Genomic DNA, 18,449 nt, shown 5'->3' on the forward strand with positions numbered 1-18,449 from the left:
CCAGAGGAGTCCAGATGGGTGTCACACGCAGAGTCTTCTTAAGGGCCGCGGTGGCGGCCACCGCGGTGGGAGCCGCGGGCGCCACCGAGACCGTACTCGCCCCGGCCGCGTCGGCGGCCAGCGCGCCGGGCGACGTCGTCGGCAAGATCACCGTCGGCTACCAGGGCTGGTTCGCCTGCGTCGGCGACGGCGCGCCCATCAACGGCTGGTGGCACTGGAGCCAGGACTGGGGCCGGTCGCCGTCCCCGACCAACACCAACATCAAGTGCTGGCCCGACATGCGTGACTACACCAGCACGTACCAGACCTCGTACGCCGCCCTCGGCAACGGCCGGCCCGCCACCCTGTTCTCCTCGTACGACCAGCAGACGGTGAACACCCACTTCCTGTGGATGCAGCAGAACGGCATCGACACCGCGGCCCTGCAACGCTTCAACCCCACCGGCGGCGAGGGCCCCACCCGCGACGCCATGGCGACCAAGGTGCGCAGCGCCGCCGAGGCCTACGGGCGGAAGTTCTACATCATGTACGACGTCTCCAACTGGACGAACATGCAGTCCGAGATCAAGACGGACTGGACGAACAAGATGTCCGCGCACACGGCGAGTTCGGCGTACGCGAAGCAGAACGGCAAGCCGGTCGTGTGCATCTGGGGCTTCGGCTTCAACGACCCCAACCACCCCTTCACCGCCGACGCCTGCCTCGACGTCGTCAACTGGTTCAAGGGCCAGGGGTGTTACGTCATCGGAGGCGTCCCGCGCGAATGGCGGACGGGGACCGGCGGCTCGCAGCCCGGCTTCCTGGGTGTCTACCACGCCTTCAACATGATCTCGCCGTGGATGGTCGGCGCCATCGGGAACGTCACCGAGGCCGACAACGCGTACAACACGTACACGGTCCCCGACCAGGCCGACTGCAACGCCAACGGCATCGACTTCCAGCCCTGTGTGCTGCCCGGTGACGTCTCCGGCCGGCAGCGCGCGCACGGCGACTTCATGTGGCGGCAGTTCTACAACATGGTGCGGGCCGGGGTGCAGGGCATCTACATCTCGATGTTCGACGAGTACAACGAGGGCAACCAGATCGCCAAGACCGCCGAGACCCAGGCATGGGTGCCCACCGACTCCGGATTCCTCGCCCTCGACGAGGACGGCACCGCCTGCTCCTCCGACTACTACCTGCGCCTGACCGGCGACGGCGGCCGCATGCTCAAGGGCCAGATCGCGCTGACCGCCACCCGCCCCACCCAGCCGGTCGTCCCCACCGGCGACACCACACCGCCGGCCGCGCCGGGCGGCCTGACCGTCACCGGGCACACCGGCAACTCCGTCTCGCTGGCCTGGAACACGTCGACCGACAACGTCGGCGTGACCGGCTACCGGATCCTGCAGGTGTCCGGCTCGACCAGCACACAGGTCGGCACCACCGGCGCCGCCTCGTTCACCGTCACCGGCCTCGCCGCGTCCACCGCGTACACCTTCGACGTCGTCGCCTACGACGCCGCGGGAAACGTGTCGCAGCCCTCCAACCAGGTCACCGTCACCACCGACCCCCCTTCCAGCACCACCAACCTCGCCCTGCACCGCCCCACCTCGGAGAGCAGCCACACCCAGATCTACGCCTCGTCCAACGCGACCGACGGCGACACCAACACCTACTGGGAGTCCGCCAACAACGCCTTCCCGCAGTGGGTCCAGGTCGATCTGGGCGCCGCCACCGGCGTCAGGAGGATCGTTCTCAACCTTCCCCCGGCGACCGCCTGGGCCACCCGCACCCAGACCATCTCCGTCCAGGGCAGCACGGACGGCGGCACCTTCACCCAGCTGCTCGCCTCCGCGGGCTACACCTTCGACCCGGCGACCGGAAACACCGCGACCCTCGCCCTCCCCGCCACGGCCACCACCCGCTACGTGCGACTCACCTTCACCGCCAACAACGGCTGGCCGGCCGGGCAGGTCTCCGAGTTCCAGGTCTTCGGCGCCTGACGGCCGGCGCCCTCAACCGGCCGCGCCGGTGACGTCGGCCCAGTGGACGGCGCGGCCGGGTTCCTCGCGGTCGCCGCGTGCGGCGGTGAGCCGATCGACGATGTCCAGCCCGCGGCCGCGCTCGTCGGGGGCGCAACCGGCTGCCCAGTCGCCGTGCAGGGCGGCAGGGCCTCCGTCGGACACCTCGATGTGCACGCGCCGGGTGCCCGGGTCGCGGCTCAGTCCGAGGTCCAGCGGGGGCCGGGCATGTTCCACGGCGTTGGTGACGAGTTCGGAGACGGTCAGAAGGACCGAGTAGGCCGCGTCCTCGCCGACGCTCCACCGGGTCAGGAGCTCCTTGGCGATCCTGCGGGCTTCTCCGGCGGCTTCCGGGCGGTGTGCCAGCGACCACCTGCGAGGGGCCTGGGTGCAGGTCATGGTCATCACCTTCCTCCGGCGCCGTCGCGGCGCCCTGGTTGTCACCGGAATCCCTGACGGTCTGCGGCCTGTATATCACTAATCTATATAGTTTGTCTATATAGATGGAGAATATAGACAAACTATATAGTGAGGTGATATAGCTGGCGGTATGGATGAGACATCCGAAGAGGGTCACCAGGAGGTGGCGGCGGCGCTGAACGAGCTGGCCACCGAGATGGTCAGGCACCTCCTGTCGGAGCGACAGGGCATGAGCCTGACCACCGCCGCGACGCTCAGCAGGCTGGAGCGGGAAGGCCCGGTCCGGCTGACCGCGCTGGCGGCGGCGGAGGGCATCGCCCAACCGTCGATGACCGCCCTGGTGCAGCGACTGGAGGACCAGGGCCTGGCCACACGGGTGGGCCATCCCGGGGACGGGCGGGTCCGCCTGGTCGCCGTCACGGAGGCCGGGCGGGAGCTGATGGCCGGGCGCCGGCGCGCACAGTGTGCGCGGGTGGCCGACATGCTGGCCGCGTTGCCCGGGCAGGACGTGCGGGCCCTGGGCGAGGCCATGCGGACGGCCCTGCCCCTCGTGCGGCGGATGCTCCGCCCCGCCCCGCAGCCGACTGTTTCCGGCGGCGAACCGGCCTCCTGAGCCTCCTGGCCACGCTCTTCGGTGTCTCCGACCTCGGAAAGGGCGGAGAACCATGAGCATCACATCGGCCCCCGGCACCGAGACGCCGTCGGCGCAGGTACCGGAGTACCCCATGACCCGGGCGGCCGGCTGCCCCTTCGATCCGCCGCCGGCCCTGCGCGCGCTGCGGGACCGGGCCCCCGTCAGCCGGGTCCGGCTGTGGGACGGCAGCACCCCGTGGCTGGTCACCCGCTACGAGGACGTACGGGCCCTGCTCGCCGATCCGCGGATCAGCTCGGACAGCGACCTCCCGCACTACCCCCATCTGAGCCCGGCCCAGCGGGAGCGCCGCAGGCAGTCGCGGACCTTCATCAACATGGACGATCCGGAGCACGCCCGGCTCCGCCGCATGGTGACCGCGACCTTCTCCATCAGGCAGGTGGAGGCGCTGCGGCCGGCCATTCAGAAGATCGTCGACACCCTGATCGACGCCATGCTCGCCGGGCCCGGGCCGGTGGACCTGGTCCAGGCGTTCGCGCTGCCGGTGCCGTCGCTGGTGATCTGCGACCTGCTCGGCGTCCCGTACGCCGACCACGGCTTCTTCCAGGCCAACAGCAGGATCCTGATCACGCGCACCAGCACCGTGGAGCAGGCACGGGAGGCCACCCGGCAGCTGCTCGACTACCTGGACCGGCAGCTCGGCGCCAAACTCGCCCACCCGGCCGACGACGTGCTCTCCACGCTGGCCCGGCACGTCAGGGCCGGTGAGCTCTCCCGGCGTGCGGCGGCCGGCATGGGGATGCTGCTGCTGACCGCCGGGCACGAGACCACCGCGAACATGATCGCCCTGGGCACCCTGGCCCTGCTGCGACACCCGGACCAGCTGGAGCGGCTGCGCGCGAGCGGCGACCCGAAGACGGTCGCCTCGGCGGTCGAGGAACTCCTGCGCTACCTCACCATCGTGCACGGTGGGCGCCGCCGGGTCGCCCTGGCGGACATCGAGGTCGGCGGCGTGACCATCCGCACCGGCGAGGGCGTCGTCCTCGCCAACGACGCCGCGAACCGCGATCCCGAGGCGTTCCCCGACCCCGACCGGCTGGACCTCGACCGCAACCCCCGCCACCACGTGGCCTTCGGCTTCGGCGTCCACCAGTGCCTGGGCCAGCCGCTGGCCCGGGTGGAGCTGCAGGTCGTCTACAGCACCCTGTACCGCCGCATCCCCACGCTGCGGCTCGCCGTGGGTCTCGACGAGATCCCGTTCAAGCACGACGGCAGCGTCTACGGCGTCTACGAACTGCCCGTCACCTGGTGACCGCGGCCAACTGCCGCGCGGGAAAGGAGGATCCGATGAAGGTGACTGTGACCGTCGACCAGAACAAGTGCGTGGCCTCCGGGCAGTGCGTGCTGAGCGCACCGGAGGTGTTCGACCAGCGCGAGGAGGACGGCATCGTCGTCCTGCTCGCCGAGACCCCGCCGGAGGGCCTGGCGGACGACGTCCGGCAGGCCGCCGCGCTCTGCCCGGCCCGGGCGATCTGGGTGGAGGAACAAGTGGAGGAACAGGTGGAGCAACAGGTGGAGCAACAGGTGGAGCAACAGGTGGAGGAACAGGGGGACGAACCGTGAAGCGGATCGTCGTCGTGGGAGCCTCGGCCGCCGGGCTGACCGCGGCCGAGACCCTCCGCCGCCGCGGCTGGGACGGGCACCTCACCCTGATCGGCGAGGAGCCCCGCCCTCCCTACGACCGGCCCCCGCTGTCCAAACAGATCCTGACCGGCGCCTGGGAACCCGCACGCGCCACCCTGCGCTCCCTGCCGGACCTCAACCGGCTGCGGGCCGACCTGCGCCTCGGACAGCGCGCCACCGCCCTCGACGTCCCGGGCCACCGCGTGCACCTGGACGGCGGCGAGAGCGTCGGCTTCGACGGCCTGGTCATCGCCACCGGTGTGGCTCCCCGGCGCCTGCCCGACAGCGACCTGGCCGGAGTCCACGTCCTGCGCACCCTCGACGACGCGATCGCCCTGCGCGCCGCGCTGCGTGCCGGGCCCCGGGTGATCGTGGTCGGGGCCGGATTCCTCGGCACCGAGGTCGCCGCGGCGGCCCGCACCACGGGCCTGGAGGTGACCGTGATCGAGCCGGGACCGGTCCCGGTGCGGCGTCCCTTCGGGGACCGTGTCGGCGAGCTGGTCGCCGACCTGCACCGGGACCACGGAACGCGGCTGCGCTGCGGGGTGCCGGTACGCCGGCTGTGCGGCGCGAGCGACCGGGTGACCGGGGTGGAACTCGGCGACGGCACCACGCTGCCCGCCGACGTCGTGGTCCTGGCCCTCGGCGCCGTGCCCGCGACCGGCTGGCTGGCAGGGTCGGGCCTGCGGCTGGGAGACGGGGTGCGGTGCGACGCGTACTGCCGGGCCGCAGCCGGGATTTACGCCGCCGGGGACGTCGCCTCCTGGCCCAACGCGCACTTCGGCACCCGCATGCGGGTGGAGCACCGGATGAACGCCACCGAACAGGCCATCGCCGCGGTCGGCAACCTGCTCGGCGACGCAACTCCGTTCGCTCCCGTGCCCTACTTCTGGACCGACCAGTACGACACCAGGATCCAGGCGTACGGGATCTTCCCGCCGGACGCGGAGATGCGGATCGTCCACGGCGACCCGGCGGACGGCCACTTCGCCGCCGCCTATGGACACGGCGGCAGGGTGGTCGGCGTACTCGGCTGGAACGCACCGCGCCAGGTACGCACGCTGCGCCGCCTGGTCGTCGACCACGCTCCCTGGACGGCTTTCGCGGACACCCGGGAACTGACTCCGGCAACCGTGAACTGAGTCCGGCAACCGGGAACTGACCCGCTCCGGCCTCGGTCGCACGGCCTCGGTCGCACGGTCGTGGTCCGCGTGGCGCGTGGTCCGCGTGGTCCTCGCGGTGCCTTCGCGGGTGCTTCAGGCGCGTCCTGGAGCGGCACACCGTCGGCCTATAGTTCGTCGCATGAGTCGCTGGCATGAGCTGACCGGTGGGACGTCCGGGCGGGAGTACGCCGCCCGGTTCGCCGCCGTGGCCCGGAGCGGCAAGGACGTGCACGGTGAGGCGCGGTTCTGCGCGGCGCTGGTGCCCGCCGGGGCGCGCGTGCTGGACGCCGGGTGCGGTACCGGACGGGTCATGATCCGGCTCGCGGAGCTCGGCTACGACTGCGTCGGGGTGGACGTCGACGCGTCGATGCTGGCAGTGGCGCGGGAGCAGGCGCCGCAACTGCCCTGGTTCCAGGGCGACCTGGCCGCGTTCGAGCCGCGTCGGCTCGGCATCGCGGGGGACTTCGATCTCGTGGTCGCCGCGGGCAACGTCTTCCCGTTGCTCGCCGCCGGCACCGAGGCCACCGTGGTCGAGCGCCTGGCCGCGGCCCTGCGCCCGGGCGGTCTGCTGGTCGCCGGGTTCGGCCTGGACGAGGCCCATCTGCCCGTGCCGCCCGGCATCACCCTGCCGGAGTACGACGACTGCTGCGCCGCGGCCGGCCTCACCCTCGTCGACCGGTTCGCCACCTGGGACGCCGACCCCTACGACGGCGACGGGTACGCCGTCAGCGTCCACCGCCGCTGAAACCCGTCCACCGCCGCTGAAACCCCAGGTCGTTGCGCCTGTCACGCGCCCGGCGGGACCGGTCTCCGTGACCTCCCGGTGAAAACCCTGTGGAAACAGTGTCAGTGGGCCCCCTTATGCTGCACCGGAATGATCACGCGGAACCTGGGGAGGGCGCGGCATGTTCGGCAAGCTGTTCGGCAGAGGCGGGGAGAGACCGGCGGCGGATCCGCATGCCCTTCCCGTGCCGCGCAGGCAGGACGGGGTGTACAAGCTGCAGTCCCTCGGGGACACCCGGGTCATGGCGCTGCTGGTGGCGGCGGAGTCGGGTGACTGGGACGCGGTGAAGATGGCGTCGGCCCACTTCGATCTCGGCCGCGACCACCAGGTGCTGGGCGAGCTGTCCGACGTGGACGGTCTGCAGGACTGGATCGGCCGGGCCGCCGAGGAGGACAAGGAGCACCGGGCGACGGCGCTCCTGATATCCGGGGCGCGCCACATCAGCTGGGGCTGGGAGGCGCGCAGCTCCGCGCGTGCCACGGACGTCTCGCGGGAGCAGTGGCGCCTCTTCCACGAGCGGCTGCACATCGCCGAGGAGCACCTGCTCGAAGCCGCCGAGCTGCGGCCGGAGTGGATCACGCCGTGGCGGCGCCTGCTCACCTCGGGCCGCGGCATGTCGGTGGGCACCGCCGTCAACGAGGCCCGGCTCGACGCCGCCCTGCGCCGCGACCCGCTGGACCTGGCGATCCACCTCGAGTGGGTGTCGCACCTTCAGCCCCGGTGGCACGGCGAGCCGGGCCAGGCCCTGGAGTTCGCCCGCACGGCGTTCGCCGGCGCTCCCGACGGCCATCGCCTCGGCTGCGTGGTCGCCATGGCCCATATCGAGGACTGGGTGGAGTCGGACGACAAGGACTGCCTCGACACCCCCGAGATCCAGCGCGAGTTGAGGGACGCGGCCGAGCGCAGCATCCTCCACCCCGGCTACGAGCGCCGCCCGGGCTGGCAGGAGGACTTCAACATCTTCGCCATGGCCCTGTCGCTGGCGGCCGAGAGCGTCGTGGCCCCGCGGGTCTACCACGAGCTGGACGGCGCCTACACCCGGTGGCCCTGGACCTACATGGCGCAGCCGGAGAAGACGTACGCCCGCTTCCGGCGCCGCGCCTGAGCCGGCCGCCGTCACCGGCGCCTCTCGCGCCGCCTGACGCACCTTCCTCTCGCCACCCTTCGATCACCCCATCCCGGACTCTGTGATGACTCTGCCCCACACCCCCGCGAGCCCGGCCGGCGCCGACCGCACCTTCCAGGTGGACCTGCGCGGCCTCGTCGACCTCCTCTCCCACCACCTCTACTCCAGCCCCCGCGTCTACCTGCGCGAACTCCTGCAGAACGCGGTGGACGCGCTGACCGCCCGGCACGGCCTCGAACCGGGCGCCGCCGCCGACGCGTTCGGCATCCGCGTGTACGCCGACGGTTCGGTGGTCCGGGTGGAGGACGACGGGGTCGGTCTCACCGAGGCCGACGTGCACACCTTCCTCGCCACCATCGGCCGCAGCAGCAAGCGTGCCGACCAGGTCGCCGAGCAACGTGCCGACTTCATCGGCCAGTTCGGCATCGGACTGCTCTCCTGCTTCCTGGTCGCCGACGAGATCCACGTCGTCAGCCGGTCCGCCCGCACTCCCGACGCGCCCGCCGTGGAGTGGCGGGGCCGTGGCGACGGCAGCTACACCGTCCGCACCCTGCCCGCCGCCGCCCGCCCGCGGCCCGGCACCACCGTCACGCTCACGCCCCGCGCGGACGCGGGGGAGTGGACCCGCCCGGTCCAGGTGCAGGCCCTCGCCCGGCACTTCGGCTCCCTGCTGCGCCACCCGGTGACCTTCGACGACGGCACCGGCGGCCCGGCCGCACCCGTCAACCCCGAGCCCGCGCCCTGGGCGCGCGCCTACCCCACACCGGGCGCACGCTCCCGCGCGCTGGCCGCCTACGGCGAGGAGATCTTCGGCTTCACGCCGCTGGACACGATCGACCTGGACCTGCCGGCCGTGGGCCTGAAGGGCATCGCGTGCGTGCTCCCCGAGGCGGTGCCGGCCGGGCGCCGCCACGGCCATCGAGTGCACGTCAAGGGCATGCTGCTGTCCGAGCAGGCCGAGGAGATCCTGCCCGAGTGGGCGTTCTTCGTCCGCTGCGTCCTCGACGCCGAGAGCCTGCGCCCGACCGCGTCCCGGGAGTCCCTGTACGAGGACGACACCCTCGCCGCGGTGCGGGACGCCCTCGCCGAACGGCTGCGCGCCTGGATCGCCCGGACCGCCGCCAGCGACCCGGACCTCCTCGGCCGCTTCCTCCAGACCCACCACCTGGCCGTGAAGTCGCTGGCCGTGCACGACGACGAGATCCTGCGGATGCTGCTGCCGTGGCTGCCGTTCGAGACCACCGACGGACACGCCACGCTGGACGAGTTCGCGCGCACCCACCGCACCGTGCTCGTGACCTCCAGCGTGGAGGAGTTCCGGCAGGTCGCCGCGATCGCCGCGGCTGCCGGGCTCGGCGTCGTCAACGGCGGTTACACCTACGACCGTGAACTGGTCCACCGGCTGCCGGAGATCAGGCCCGAGGTCGCCGTCGCCGACCTCGACCCGGGCACCCTCACCGCCCACCTCGACACCGTCGACCGGGAGACGGAACTCGCCGCCGCGGCCTACCTCGCGCAGGCCCGCGACGCCCTCGCCGTCTTCGACTGCGACGTCGCCCTGCGCACCTTCCAGCCCGCCTCCGCCCCCGCCCTCCTCCTCGACAGCCGCGAGGCCCGGCACGAGCGCACCCGCTCCCAGCTCGCCCGCGAGCAGCAGGGCGGCGTGTGGGGCGACATCCTCGGCCACCTGCGCCAGGAGGCCCCGCGGGCCCAGCTGATCCTCAACCAGCTCAACCCGCTGGTCCGCACCGCGGTCACCATCGACGAGCCCGAACTGGCCCGCACCAGCGCCGAAGCCCTCTACGGGCAGGCCGCGATGCTGTCCAGGCGCCCCCTCAGGCCGGCCGAGTCGAGCCTCATCAACCGCTCCTTCCTCGATCTCCTCGCCCACGCCCTCCGCAAGGACAGCTGACGATGCCCACAGCACCCCATCCCCAGAACACGGACGAGCTGTACCAGGCGCTCCAGGAGAACGACCGGCGCCCCTACGGCCGGACCCGCACCGTCACGGCCGAGGAACTGGCCGAGGCCGCCGAGCAGTTCGCGGAGCCCCGGCCGCTCGTCCACGCGCTCCTCGAACTCCAGGAGGCCTACACCTACGGCTCCGAACCCCGTAAGTCGCCCGTGGTCTTCGCCCGCCTGCTCACCCTCTTCGACGAGCAGCCCGACGTCTTCGACGAGCGGCTGCGGCACATGCTGTTCTGGCGGTTCAAGTGGGTGGCCAACGCCCTGGTCGCGCTGCCCGAGATACCCCTCGCGAGTCTGCGCCAGTGGCTGACCGAGATGCGCGACCGGTACGAGAAGGCCGGTCTCGCGCTCCAGCCCTCCTACGCACAGGCCTACCGGCTCGCCGCCCACGTCGGCGAGGACACCGACCTCGCCTACGAACTGTGGGCGGGGCGCACCCGCACCCAGCTCAGCGACTGCGAGGCCTGCGAGATCTGCGAGCGCGCCCTGTACCACCTCGCCGCGGACGACGACGAGCGGGCGCTGCGCACCTGGGAGCCCGTCCTGGACGGGAAGGAGTCCTGCCAGGAGGAGCCCGCCCGCTCCGTCTCGTACGCGCTGCTTCCCCTGCTGCGCGTCGGCCGCACCGACCAGGCCCGCGCACTGCACCTCACCGGGTACCGCGCCTGCCGCCGCAACCCCTCGATGTCCGGTGAGGTCGGCCGCCACCTGGAGTTCTGCGCGCTCACCGGCAACGAGGCACGCGGCCTGGAACTCCTCGCCGAGAACCGGAACCTGTTCGACGAGGTCGACTCGCCGCTGGACGTGCTCGGCTTCCTCACCGGCGTCGAGGTCCTCCTCCAGCGCGTCGAAGCCCTCGGCCACGGCGAGCTGCCCGCCGCCGGATACGCGGGCCGCGCCTGGACGGTGGCCGGCCTGCGCGCCGAGGTGCGCGGCCGCGCCGACGACCTCGCCGCCCGCTTCGACGCCCGCAACGGCACCACGGCCCACACCGACCGGCGCCGGGCCCGCCTCGACCGCGCCCCCCTCCTGGACGCACTCGAACTGACCCTGCGCGCCCGCGGCCTCGACGACGTGGCCCCGGCAGCCGCCCCCACCGCCGCCCGCACGACCGCCGCCGTCCCCGAGTCGCTGCCCGAACTCATCGTCAGGGCACGGGAGCTGGACGAGGAGGGGCATCCGGACGCAGTGGCCTGCTGGGCCCGGCTGCGCACCCTCGCCGCCGCGCCCGGCTACGCCCACCCCGACGACCCGGCCGTGGGACCGCTGGTACGGCTGCGCGCGGACCTGCTGGAGGACGAGGCGGGCAGGGCGGGCGAGAAGGAGGAGTTCGACGAGGCGGCCGCCCTGTACGAGGAGGCGGCGGGCCTGTACGACGAGGCCGGGGCACCGGGCCACGCGGCGCTCGCCCGCGCCTGCGCGCTGTTGCCCGCGGGCGGCCTTCCCGGAGAGCACACCGGGGCCGAGGCGCAGGCCGCCGCGCTGACCGCCGCCCACGCGGCCCTCGTCCGGCTGCACGAGGAGACGCCCGGCCTCGCCCCGTACCAGGAGGCGCGGCTGCTGCGGCTGCGGGCGACCGCGCTCGGCATGCGGCTGCAGACGTCGAGGAACGAGGAGCACAGCGCGCCGGTCCTCGCCGAGGTGGACCTGCTGCTCGCCTTCGCCACCCGGCACGACATCGCCGGACAGGCCTCCGGCGCCCAGCTGCTGCGGGCCAGCACGTACGCCGTCGCCGGCGACCTGCCCGCCGCAATCACGGAGATCGACGCCCTCCTCGACCGGCTGAAGGCGCACGGCCCCGCCTGGCACCTGCCCCGCACGCTCGCCCTGCGCGGCCGGATCCAGCTCGGCCTCAAGGACGCACGGGCCGCGCACGCGGACCTGACCGAGGGCCTGCGACTGGCAGCCGACTGGCCGTCCCACGCCGGCGGCATCGCCCGCCTCCACAGTGATCTGGCCGAGGCGTCCATGCGTCTGGGCCGCCCCGACGAGGCACTGCGGCACCTGACCCGCTCCGCGGAGCTGGAACTGCGCCGCGGCAGCCGGATCGACGCGTTCTGCACCTACAGCAACGCGGCCCAGCTCAGCCTCGACCTGGGGCGCGTCGAGGACTGCATCGCGCTGCTCGACTCCCTCCTGGCCGAACCGGACATCGCCGCCGGGGAGGTGGACGACCGGCTCGTCGCCCAGCTGCGCCTGAGCCGCGCCCGCGCGCTGCACGCGGGGGAGGACCTCAAGGCCGCGACGGCCGAGTACGCCGCCCTCGCGGCCGAGTCGGCCGGCTGGGACGACGACCCCGCGAGCCACGCCATGATCGCCGCGGAGACCGCCGTACTCCTCGCCGAGTCCGGCGAGTTCGGCCGGGCCCGCGAGGCCGCGGACCAGGCGCTCGCCGCGCACGAGCGGACCCCGCGCTACGAGCAGCTCAGCAACTGCCTGCGCGAACTCGCCCGCCTCCAGGCCCAGCACCAGGGGGCCGAGGGCCTGGCCGACGCCCTCGCGCTGCTCGCCGACGCGGGCCGGGTCGCCGACGAGGCCCGGGCCGCGGGGTACGAGGCCCGGGGCCGCGACCTGGACAGCGCCCTCGCCTACGAACACGGGCGGGTCAACGCCTACGCCAGGGAGTACGAGACCGCCCTGACCGCCCTGGACAAGGCCCTCACCCTGCTCGGCGAACCGGGCGCCGACCAGGAGCACGCGGGCGAGTGGGCCGAGTGCGTCCGGCTCGCGGCCGTCGTGGAGGGCCTCTACCTGGAGCGCCCCGCGCCCGCCCTCGCCCGGATCGACGGCGCGGTCTCCCGCCTCACCCCGCTCGGCCACACCGAGGAGACGGAGCCGCTGACCACCCTGGCCGCCCGGCTGCGCGACGAGGGCTGACGCGGCGGGCGCGGTGCGGCCCGGCCCCACGGCCGAGCCGCACCACGCCCGTGTCGGGGTGGTGACCTCACCAGGTCACGGGCAGCTCGCTGACCCCACCGGTGAGGGTGGTGCGCATGGTGAGGTCGTCGACGTCCTTGGCGAGCCGCAGACCGGGCAGGCGCTCGGCCAGGGCGGCGAAGACGATGCGCAGCTCCGTGCGGGCCAGGCTCGCCCCGATGCAGAAGTGCGAGCCGTGGCCGAATCCGAGGTGGTTGCGTTCCGGACGGTCGGGGTCGAACGTCTCGGCGTCGGTGTAGACGGACGCGTCGCGGTTGGCCGAGTTGATGGAGAGGATCACGGCGTCGCCGCTGCGGATGGTGACCCCGGCGACGTCGACGTCGGTGTGGGCGTAGCGCAGCAGACCGAGGTCACCGGGCGCGCCCAGGCGCATGATCTCCTCGACGGCGGCGTTGACCCGGCCGGCCGGGTCGGCAATCAGCGCCTGCCACTGGTCGGGGCGGGTGAGCAGGAAGAGCGTGCCCAGCCCGATGCGGTTGACGGTGGTCTCGTGGCCGGCGAACAGCAGCCCGACGCAGAGCCTGATCATTTCGGAGTAGTCGAAGTCCGCGTCGGCGCTCTGGGCGCGGACCAGGTCGGAGATGACGTCCTCGCCCGGCCGGGCGCGTTTGGCCTCGGCGAGCGTGACCATGTAGTCGTTGAACTCGTCCCGCGCCCGTTCGGCCTCGTCACCGATGGCGTAGTCGGCCATGCGCTCCGACAGCGAGGCGAAGTGCTCGCGGTCGGTCTCGGGCACGCCGAGCAGCCGGCAGATGACCGCGACGGGCACCGGGAAGGCCAGCCCGGCATGCAGGTCGACCACCCCGTCGGGCGCGGCGGCCCGCTCGGCGAGCAGCCGGTCGATGCAGCCGTCCACCAGCTGCCGTACGTGATCGGAGAGCATCACCATGCGCCGGGCGGAGAAGGCCGGGGTCAGCAGCCGGCGCATCCGGGTGTGGTCGGCCTCCTCGGTGGCGTAGTTGCCCGAAGGGCCCTCCTGCACCGCGGCGCTCGTGATGCGGGACGCCCGTTCCGGCTCGGGATGGGAGCGGCCGAGCCGCTTGTCGCCGAGGAGGTCGCGGACCTCCTCGAAACGGGTGACCAGCCAGGCCGGATCCCCGGCCGGTGTGGTGACCGGCGTGATCGGCGCCTCCCGGCGCAGCACCTCGTAGAGGGGTGCGAGATCGAGCACGTTCGGCCGTGCGAAGGGTAGTCGGGAACGCTCGGCGGCACCGTTCATGGTCCTCCTCCTGGACCTCGGAACGCGATCTTCCGGCACTTCGACCGTAACACTTTATTGTCAGTCACTGCCAATAATGTTTTCGGCCAGTCGCCCCGCGGCCCCGGCGTGGTTGGATCGGCCGATGGAGGACGTGACGGTGGACAGTGGCCCGATAGCGCCCCGCCGGGGACGGCCCCCGGTGAGCGACCGGCAACGGCAGCGGCAGCGCCTGGACATCTCCCGGCACGCGGTCCGGCTGTTCGCCGCACACGGGGTGGCCGCCACCTCCGGCGAGCAGATCGCACGGGCGGCCGGCGTCTCGGAACGCACGCTGTGGCGCCACTTCCCCAGCAAGGAAAGCTGTGTGGAGCCGCTGCTCACCCAGTCGATCGCGGCCTTCCGGACGGTCCTGCGCGCCTGGCCACCCGGCGTCGACCTCACCGAGCACCTGCGCACCGCCTACGAGCCCGCACTCGACTCGTCGTCCGCCGGGGACGCCGAGGCGGTCCTCACCGTGATCCGGCTGACCCACGACGAACCCGCGCTGCGGGCCGTCTACCTGGTGCTCCGGGAACGCGCGGAGGACACGTTCACCGAAGTGCTCGCCGAACGCGCGGGCGGGGCCGCCGACCTGCTCGACGTCCGGATGCGGGCCGCCACCATGAGTGCCGTCCTCAAGGTGGCGACCGACGACCTCGCCCGTGCCGTGGCCGGGGACGGCGTCACCTCCGAGGCGCTGCGCCGGCACCGCGAACAGCTCGCCGACGCACTCAGCCTGGTCACCCGGGGGCTGTAGGGGCGTTGCCGAAGCGCCGTAACTCCCGCAAGCGATACCGGCATCGAGCCCGGCGCACGCCTCTCCGCGAACTTCGCGCTCAGAAAGTCCTGTTGGCCTCGTTGACATGCCGCAAGCACAGGCGTTTCACTCAACTCTCGTGCATGGCAACGTTGTCAGGCCGTGGGAGCGACCGGATTCGTTGCCTGTCGCCGGCATTCCGGTGACTTTCGGCGCGCCGACACCTGATGTGCGAAGCACGAACTGCTGCGGAGGCAACCGATGGTGAGACCCCGACGTTCAGCCGCACCACCCTCCACCCGAGCGAGATTCCGCCGACGCCTTGCCGTGGTCTGCGTCCTGGGCATGGCAGCCCTGCCGCTCTCGGCGACGGGAAGCGCCCTGGCCGCGAGCGCCGGGACGCCGGCCCTCGTGACGGATCCCGCGTCCCTCGTCAACCCCCTCATCGGCACCTCCGGCGCGGTGGACACCTTCCCCGGCCCCGACATGCCGGCCGGCATGGTGCAGTGGGGTCCCGACACGACGCCGAACCGCCCCGACGGCGGCGGCTACGAGTACGCCGACAAGAAGATCTCCGGCTTCAGCCTCACCCACGTCTCGGGCCCGGGCTGCCCGGTCGCGGGCGACCTGCCCGTGCTGCCGGTGACCGGCGCACTCTCCGGCGACCTCGGCAGTTCCTCCGTCGGCTTCAGCCATGCCGACGAGCAGTCCGCCATCGGGTCGTACAAGGTCACCGACGCCAACGGCGTGAAGACCGAGTTGACCGACACCACCCGCGCCGGCCTCGGCACCTTCACCTTCCCGGCGGGACAGCAGGCGAACCTGCTGTTCAAGCTCAGCGGGGGCGCCACCCAGGTGGACGGGACCCGCGTCCAGGTGGTGAACAGCAAGGAGATCAGCGGCGCGGTCGACAGCGGCCACTTCTGCGGCGCGAGCAACCGGTACACGCTGCACTTCGACATCAAGTTCGACCGGCCGTTCGCGGCGAGCGGCACCTGGGTCGGCGGCACCATCACCCCGGACGCGAAGTCGCTGAAGGCGGGCAAGGTCGGCCAGACCCCGCAGAAGTCCACGTCGAAGCCGCTGAAGGAGAAGCACTTCACCGTCCCGGCGAAGCCGGCCCCGACGGTCCACGGGAGCGCCGCCAAGGCCTCCGCCACGGCCTCCGCGGCCCCGAGCGCCAGCGCCGCCTCCCGGCTGTCCAAGGCCGCCGCGGCCGCCCAGCCGCCCACGACCGGCGCCAACGGCATGTACCTGACCTTCGACACCTCCTCGAACACCACGGTCACGGCGAAGGTCGGCATCTCCTACACGAGCGACGCCAACGCGGCGGGCAACCTCGCCACCGAGATCAAGAACTGGAACGTCGGCGCCGTCGAGAAGGCCAACCACGACGCCTGGAACGCGGTGCTGAAGAAGATCGAGGTGGGCGGCGGATCCGCCGACCAGCAGACGCAGTTCTACACCGCGCTCTACCACGCCCTGCTGCACCCGAACGTCTTCTCCGACGCCAACGGCCAGTACATGGGCATGGACAACCAGATCCACAAGCTGGCCAAGGGGCAGAAGGCCCAGTACGCCAACTACTCGGGCTGGGACACCTACCGCTCCCAGACCCAGCTGATGGCGCTGGCCGAGCCCAAGGTCGCCAGTGACGTCGTCACGTCGATGCTCAACGGCTACGACCAGACGGGCCTGCTGCCCAAGTGGGCCTCGAACAACGGCGAGAGCTACGTGATGGTCGGTGACCCGGCCGCCGGCATCATCGCCGACGCGTACGCCTTCGGCGCCACGGACTTCGACACGGCCAAGGCCCTCGCCGCCCTCCAGCACGAGGCCACCGTCCCGAACAACGACCGCCCCGGCGAGTCCGTGCGGGACGCCAAGGGCTACCTCCCGCTGGACGAGAACGACTACAACTGCTGCAACTTCTACGGCCCGGTCTCCACCCAACTGGAGTACGACAGCGCCGACTACGCCCTCGCCGCCTTCGCCAAGTCGCTCGGCAGGACGGACGTCTACGAGAAGTTCGCCACCCGCGCCCAGGACTGGATGAACGTCTTCAACCCGCAGACCGGCTACCTCCAGGCCAGGAACAAGGACGGCCAGTTCGCGGGCGGCTTCACCCCCGGCACCTCCAACGGCTTCGTGGAGGGCACCTCCGCGCAGTACACCCCCATGGTCCCGTTCAACCTGCAACAGCTTATCCAGGCCCGCGGCGGCACCAAGGCGTACTCGTCCTACCTGGACAGCCTCCTCGACGACATCACCAGCCCCGGCGGCACCGACGCCGACCTGAGCAACGAGCCCAGCGTCGAGATCCCCTGGGAGTACACCTACACGGGCCAGCCCTGGAAGACCCAGGCGGCGGTCCGCGCGGCCCAGCAGGGCCTGTACTTCAACGCCCCGGTCGGTTCCTTCGGCAACGACGACCTCGGCGCCATGAGCTCCTGGTACGTCTGGTCCGAGCTCGGCATGTACCCCGAGACCCCGGGCACCGACACCCTGGTGCTCGGCAGCCCGGCGTTCCCGGTCGCCCAGGTGACCCTCGGCACCGGCAGGACGGTCCGGATCAACGCGCCGCAGGCCGCGCCCGACGCGCCGTACGTGCAGTCGCTGAACGTCAAGGGCAAGGCGTGGAACACCTCCTGGCTGACGTTCCAGCAGTTCAAGGGCGCGGGCGCGCTCGACTACACGCTCGGCACCCAGCCGAACACCTCCTGGGCGTCCGGCCCGTCGGCGGTGCCGCCGTCGGACACCACGGGCGGCGGCCGGGTACTGGCGGCGACCGGTCCCAGCAACGGTCTGGTCCTCCAGCCGGGCACGGGCGACGACGCCACCCTCGACCTGACCAACCTCGGCAGCAAGGCCGTCACGGTCGACTGGACGGCGACGGCGCCGTCCGGCGTCACCGTGGACACGGCCTCCGGCTCGCTGACCGTGCCCGCCTCGGGCAGCGCCGAGGCGAAGGTCCACGTCACGGCCGGTGCGACCGAGGGGACGTACCCGGTCACCTTCGCCCTGACCGACCACAGCAGCGGTACGGCACTGTCCGGGGCGATCCTCCGGGTGGCCGTCGCCAAGGCCGGTGCGCTGTGGCCGTACAACACCAACGAGGGCATCTACCCCGACGGCACCACCTACTCGGGCGGGTTCGACGGCGGCGGCTGGGCCTACTCGCAGAACGCGCTGTCGGCGGCCGGCGTCACGAGCGGCTCCCCCCTCACGGTCGACGGCATCTCCTACACCTGGCCGACGGTGACCTCCGGTCAGCTCGACAACCTGGAGATGGCCGGCCAGACGATTCCGATGCCGGCCGGCACCTCGGGGGCGTCGCTGGGGCTGCTGGGCGCGGCGGTCAACGCCCCGACCGACGGCAGCGGGGTGTCGGGCACGCTGACCGTCACCTACACCGACGGCACCACCTCCCAGGCGACGGTCGGCTTCTCGGACTGGACGCTCAACGGCGGCCCGAGCAAGCCGCTGCCGGGTGACACGACGGCCGTCACCACCGCCTACCGGAACACCGGGAGCGGGGGCCGGGACGGCGTGAAGACCTTCGTGTTCGCCACGAAGGTCGCGCTGGACCCGTCCAAGCAGGTGGCGTCGGTGACGCTGCCGGTGACCGGCCAGACGGGCACCGACCACCTGTTCGCCTACGGCTTCGGCCAGTAGGCAGGCACAGCGCACGGCGGTACGGACGAGGGGGCCGGTTCCCCGGCTTGGATTTTTTAAGATTTATATAATTAACCGATAACTGCTAAAATGTCACTTTC

The 18,449-nt window shown here is 72.2% G+C and carries 12 protein-coding genes and 1 pseudogene; 11 read left to right on the forward strand and 2 right to left on the reverse strand.

Annotated elements, in window-relative coordinates:
• Positions 1-14: 14 nt before the first annotated feature.
• Entirely contained in the window at positions 15-1,985 is a 1,971-nt protein-coding gene (locus ABT137_RS45180) for a discoidin domain-containing protein (RefSeq protein WP_351718509.1), read from the forward strand.
• Positions 1,986-1,997: 12 nt separating this feature from the next.
• Here ABT137_RS45180 and ABT137_RS45185 read toward each other — a convergent pair whose 3' ends face one another.
• Positions 1,998-2,402, reverse strand: coding sequence for an ATP-binding protein (locus tag ABT137_RS45185; RefSeq protein WP_351718512.1), 405 nt, complete (start codon positions 2,400-2,402; stop codon positions 1,998-2,000).
• Between the two features lie 151 nt (positions 2,403-2,553).
• Here ABT137_RS45185 and ABT137_RS45190 point away from each other — a divergent pair, with 151 nt between their 5' ends.
• The 8 genes and pseudogenes from ABT137_RS45190 (at position 2,554) to ABT137_RS45225 (ending at position 12,616) form a co-directional block, all read left to right on the forward strand.
• Positions 2,554-3,036, forward strand: a complete 483-nt coding sequence (locus ABT137_RS45190) for a MarR family winged helix-turn-helix transcriptional regulator (RefSeq protein WP_351718515.1) — start codon at positions 2,554-2,556, stop codon at positions 3,034-3,036.
• A 52-nt stretch (positions 3,037-3,088) separates the two neighbouring features.
• Positions 3,089-4,327 (forward strand): cytochrome P450, encoded by a 1,239-nt coding sequence (locus tag ABT137_RS45195; RefSeq protein ID WP_351718517.1) that lies wholly within the window; start codon positions 3,089-3,091, stop codon positions 4,325-4,327.
• 41 nt (positions 4,328-4,368) lie between these two features.
• A pseudogene (locus ABT137_RS45200) lies at positions 4,369-4,560 on the forward strand (ferredoxin); the annotation flags it as partial.
• Positions 4,561-4,634: 74 nt separating this feature from the next.
• A complete protein-coding gene (locus ABT137_RS45205; RefSeq protein WP_351718519.1) occupies positions 4,635-5,840 on the forward strand; it encodes an NAD(P)/FAD-dependent oxidoreductase in 1,206 nt (401 codons plus the stop codon).
• A gap of 160 nt (positions 5,841-6,000) precedes the next feature.
• The gene (locus ABT137_RS45210) at positions 6,001-6,606 is read left to right on the forward strand and encodes a class I SAM-dependent methyltransferase (protein WP_351718522.1); all 606 of its coding nucleotides are present in this window, start codon (positions 6,001-6,003) and stop codon (positions 6,604-6,606) included.
• 160 nt (positions 6,607-6,766) lie between these two features.
• Positions 6,767-7,750 (forward strand): hypothetical protein, encoded by a 984-nt coding sequence (locus ABT137_RS45215; RefSeq protein WP_351718525.1) that lies wholly within the window; start codon positions 6,767-6,769, stop codon positions 7,748-7,750.
• Between the two features lie 85 nt (positions 7,751-7,835).
• Positions 7,836-9,683, forward strand: coding sequence for an HSP90 family protein (locus tag ABT137_RS45220; RefSeq protein ID WP_351718527.1), 1,848 nt, complete (start codon positions 7,836-7,838; stop codon positions 9,681-9,683).
• Positions 9,684-9,685: 2 nt separating this feature from the next.
• Positions 9,686-12,616 carry a hypothetical protein gene (locus tag ABT137_RS45225; RefSeq protein ID WP_351718528.1) on the forward strand — a complete coding sequence of 977 codons (2,931 nt, stop codon included), beginning with the start codon at positions 9,686-9,688 and terminating at the stop codon, positions 12,614-12,616.
• Positions 12,617-12,683: 67 nt separating this feature from the next.
• Here ABT137_RS45225 and ABT137_RS45230 read toward each other — a convergent pair whose 3' ends face one another.
• Positions 12,684-13,895, reverse strand: coding sequence for a cytochrome P450 (locus ABT137_RS45230; protein ID WP_351718530.1), 1,212 nt, complete (start codon positions 13,893-13,895; stop codon positions 12,684-12,686).
• Between the two features lie 181 nt (positions 13,896-14,076).
• Here ABT137_RS45230 and ABT137_RS45235 point away from each other — a divergent pair, with 181 nt between their 5' ends.
• Positions 14,077-14,673, forward strand: coding sequence for a TetR/AcrR family transcriptional regulator (locus ABT137_RS45235; protein ID WP_351718533.1), 597 nt, complete (start codon positions 14,077-14,079; stop codon positions 14,671-14,673).
• Positions 14,674-15,018: 345 nt separating this feature from the next.
• On the forward strand, positions 15,019-18,348 hold the full coding sequence (locus tag ABT137_RS45240; protein ID WP_351718536.1) for a lectin: 3,330 nt from the start codon (positions 15,019-15,021) through the stop codon (positions 18,346-18,348).
• The last annotated feature ends 101 nt before the right edge of the window (positions 18,349-18,449 follow it).

Origin of the sequence: Streptomyces sp. NPDC001980, from assembly GCF_040296885.1 — a bacterium.
In the GTDB taxonomy this organism is placed as follows: domain Bacteria; phylum Actinomycetota; class Actinomycetes; order Streptomycetales; family Streptomycetaceae; genus Streptomyces.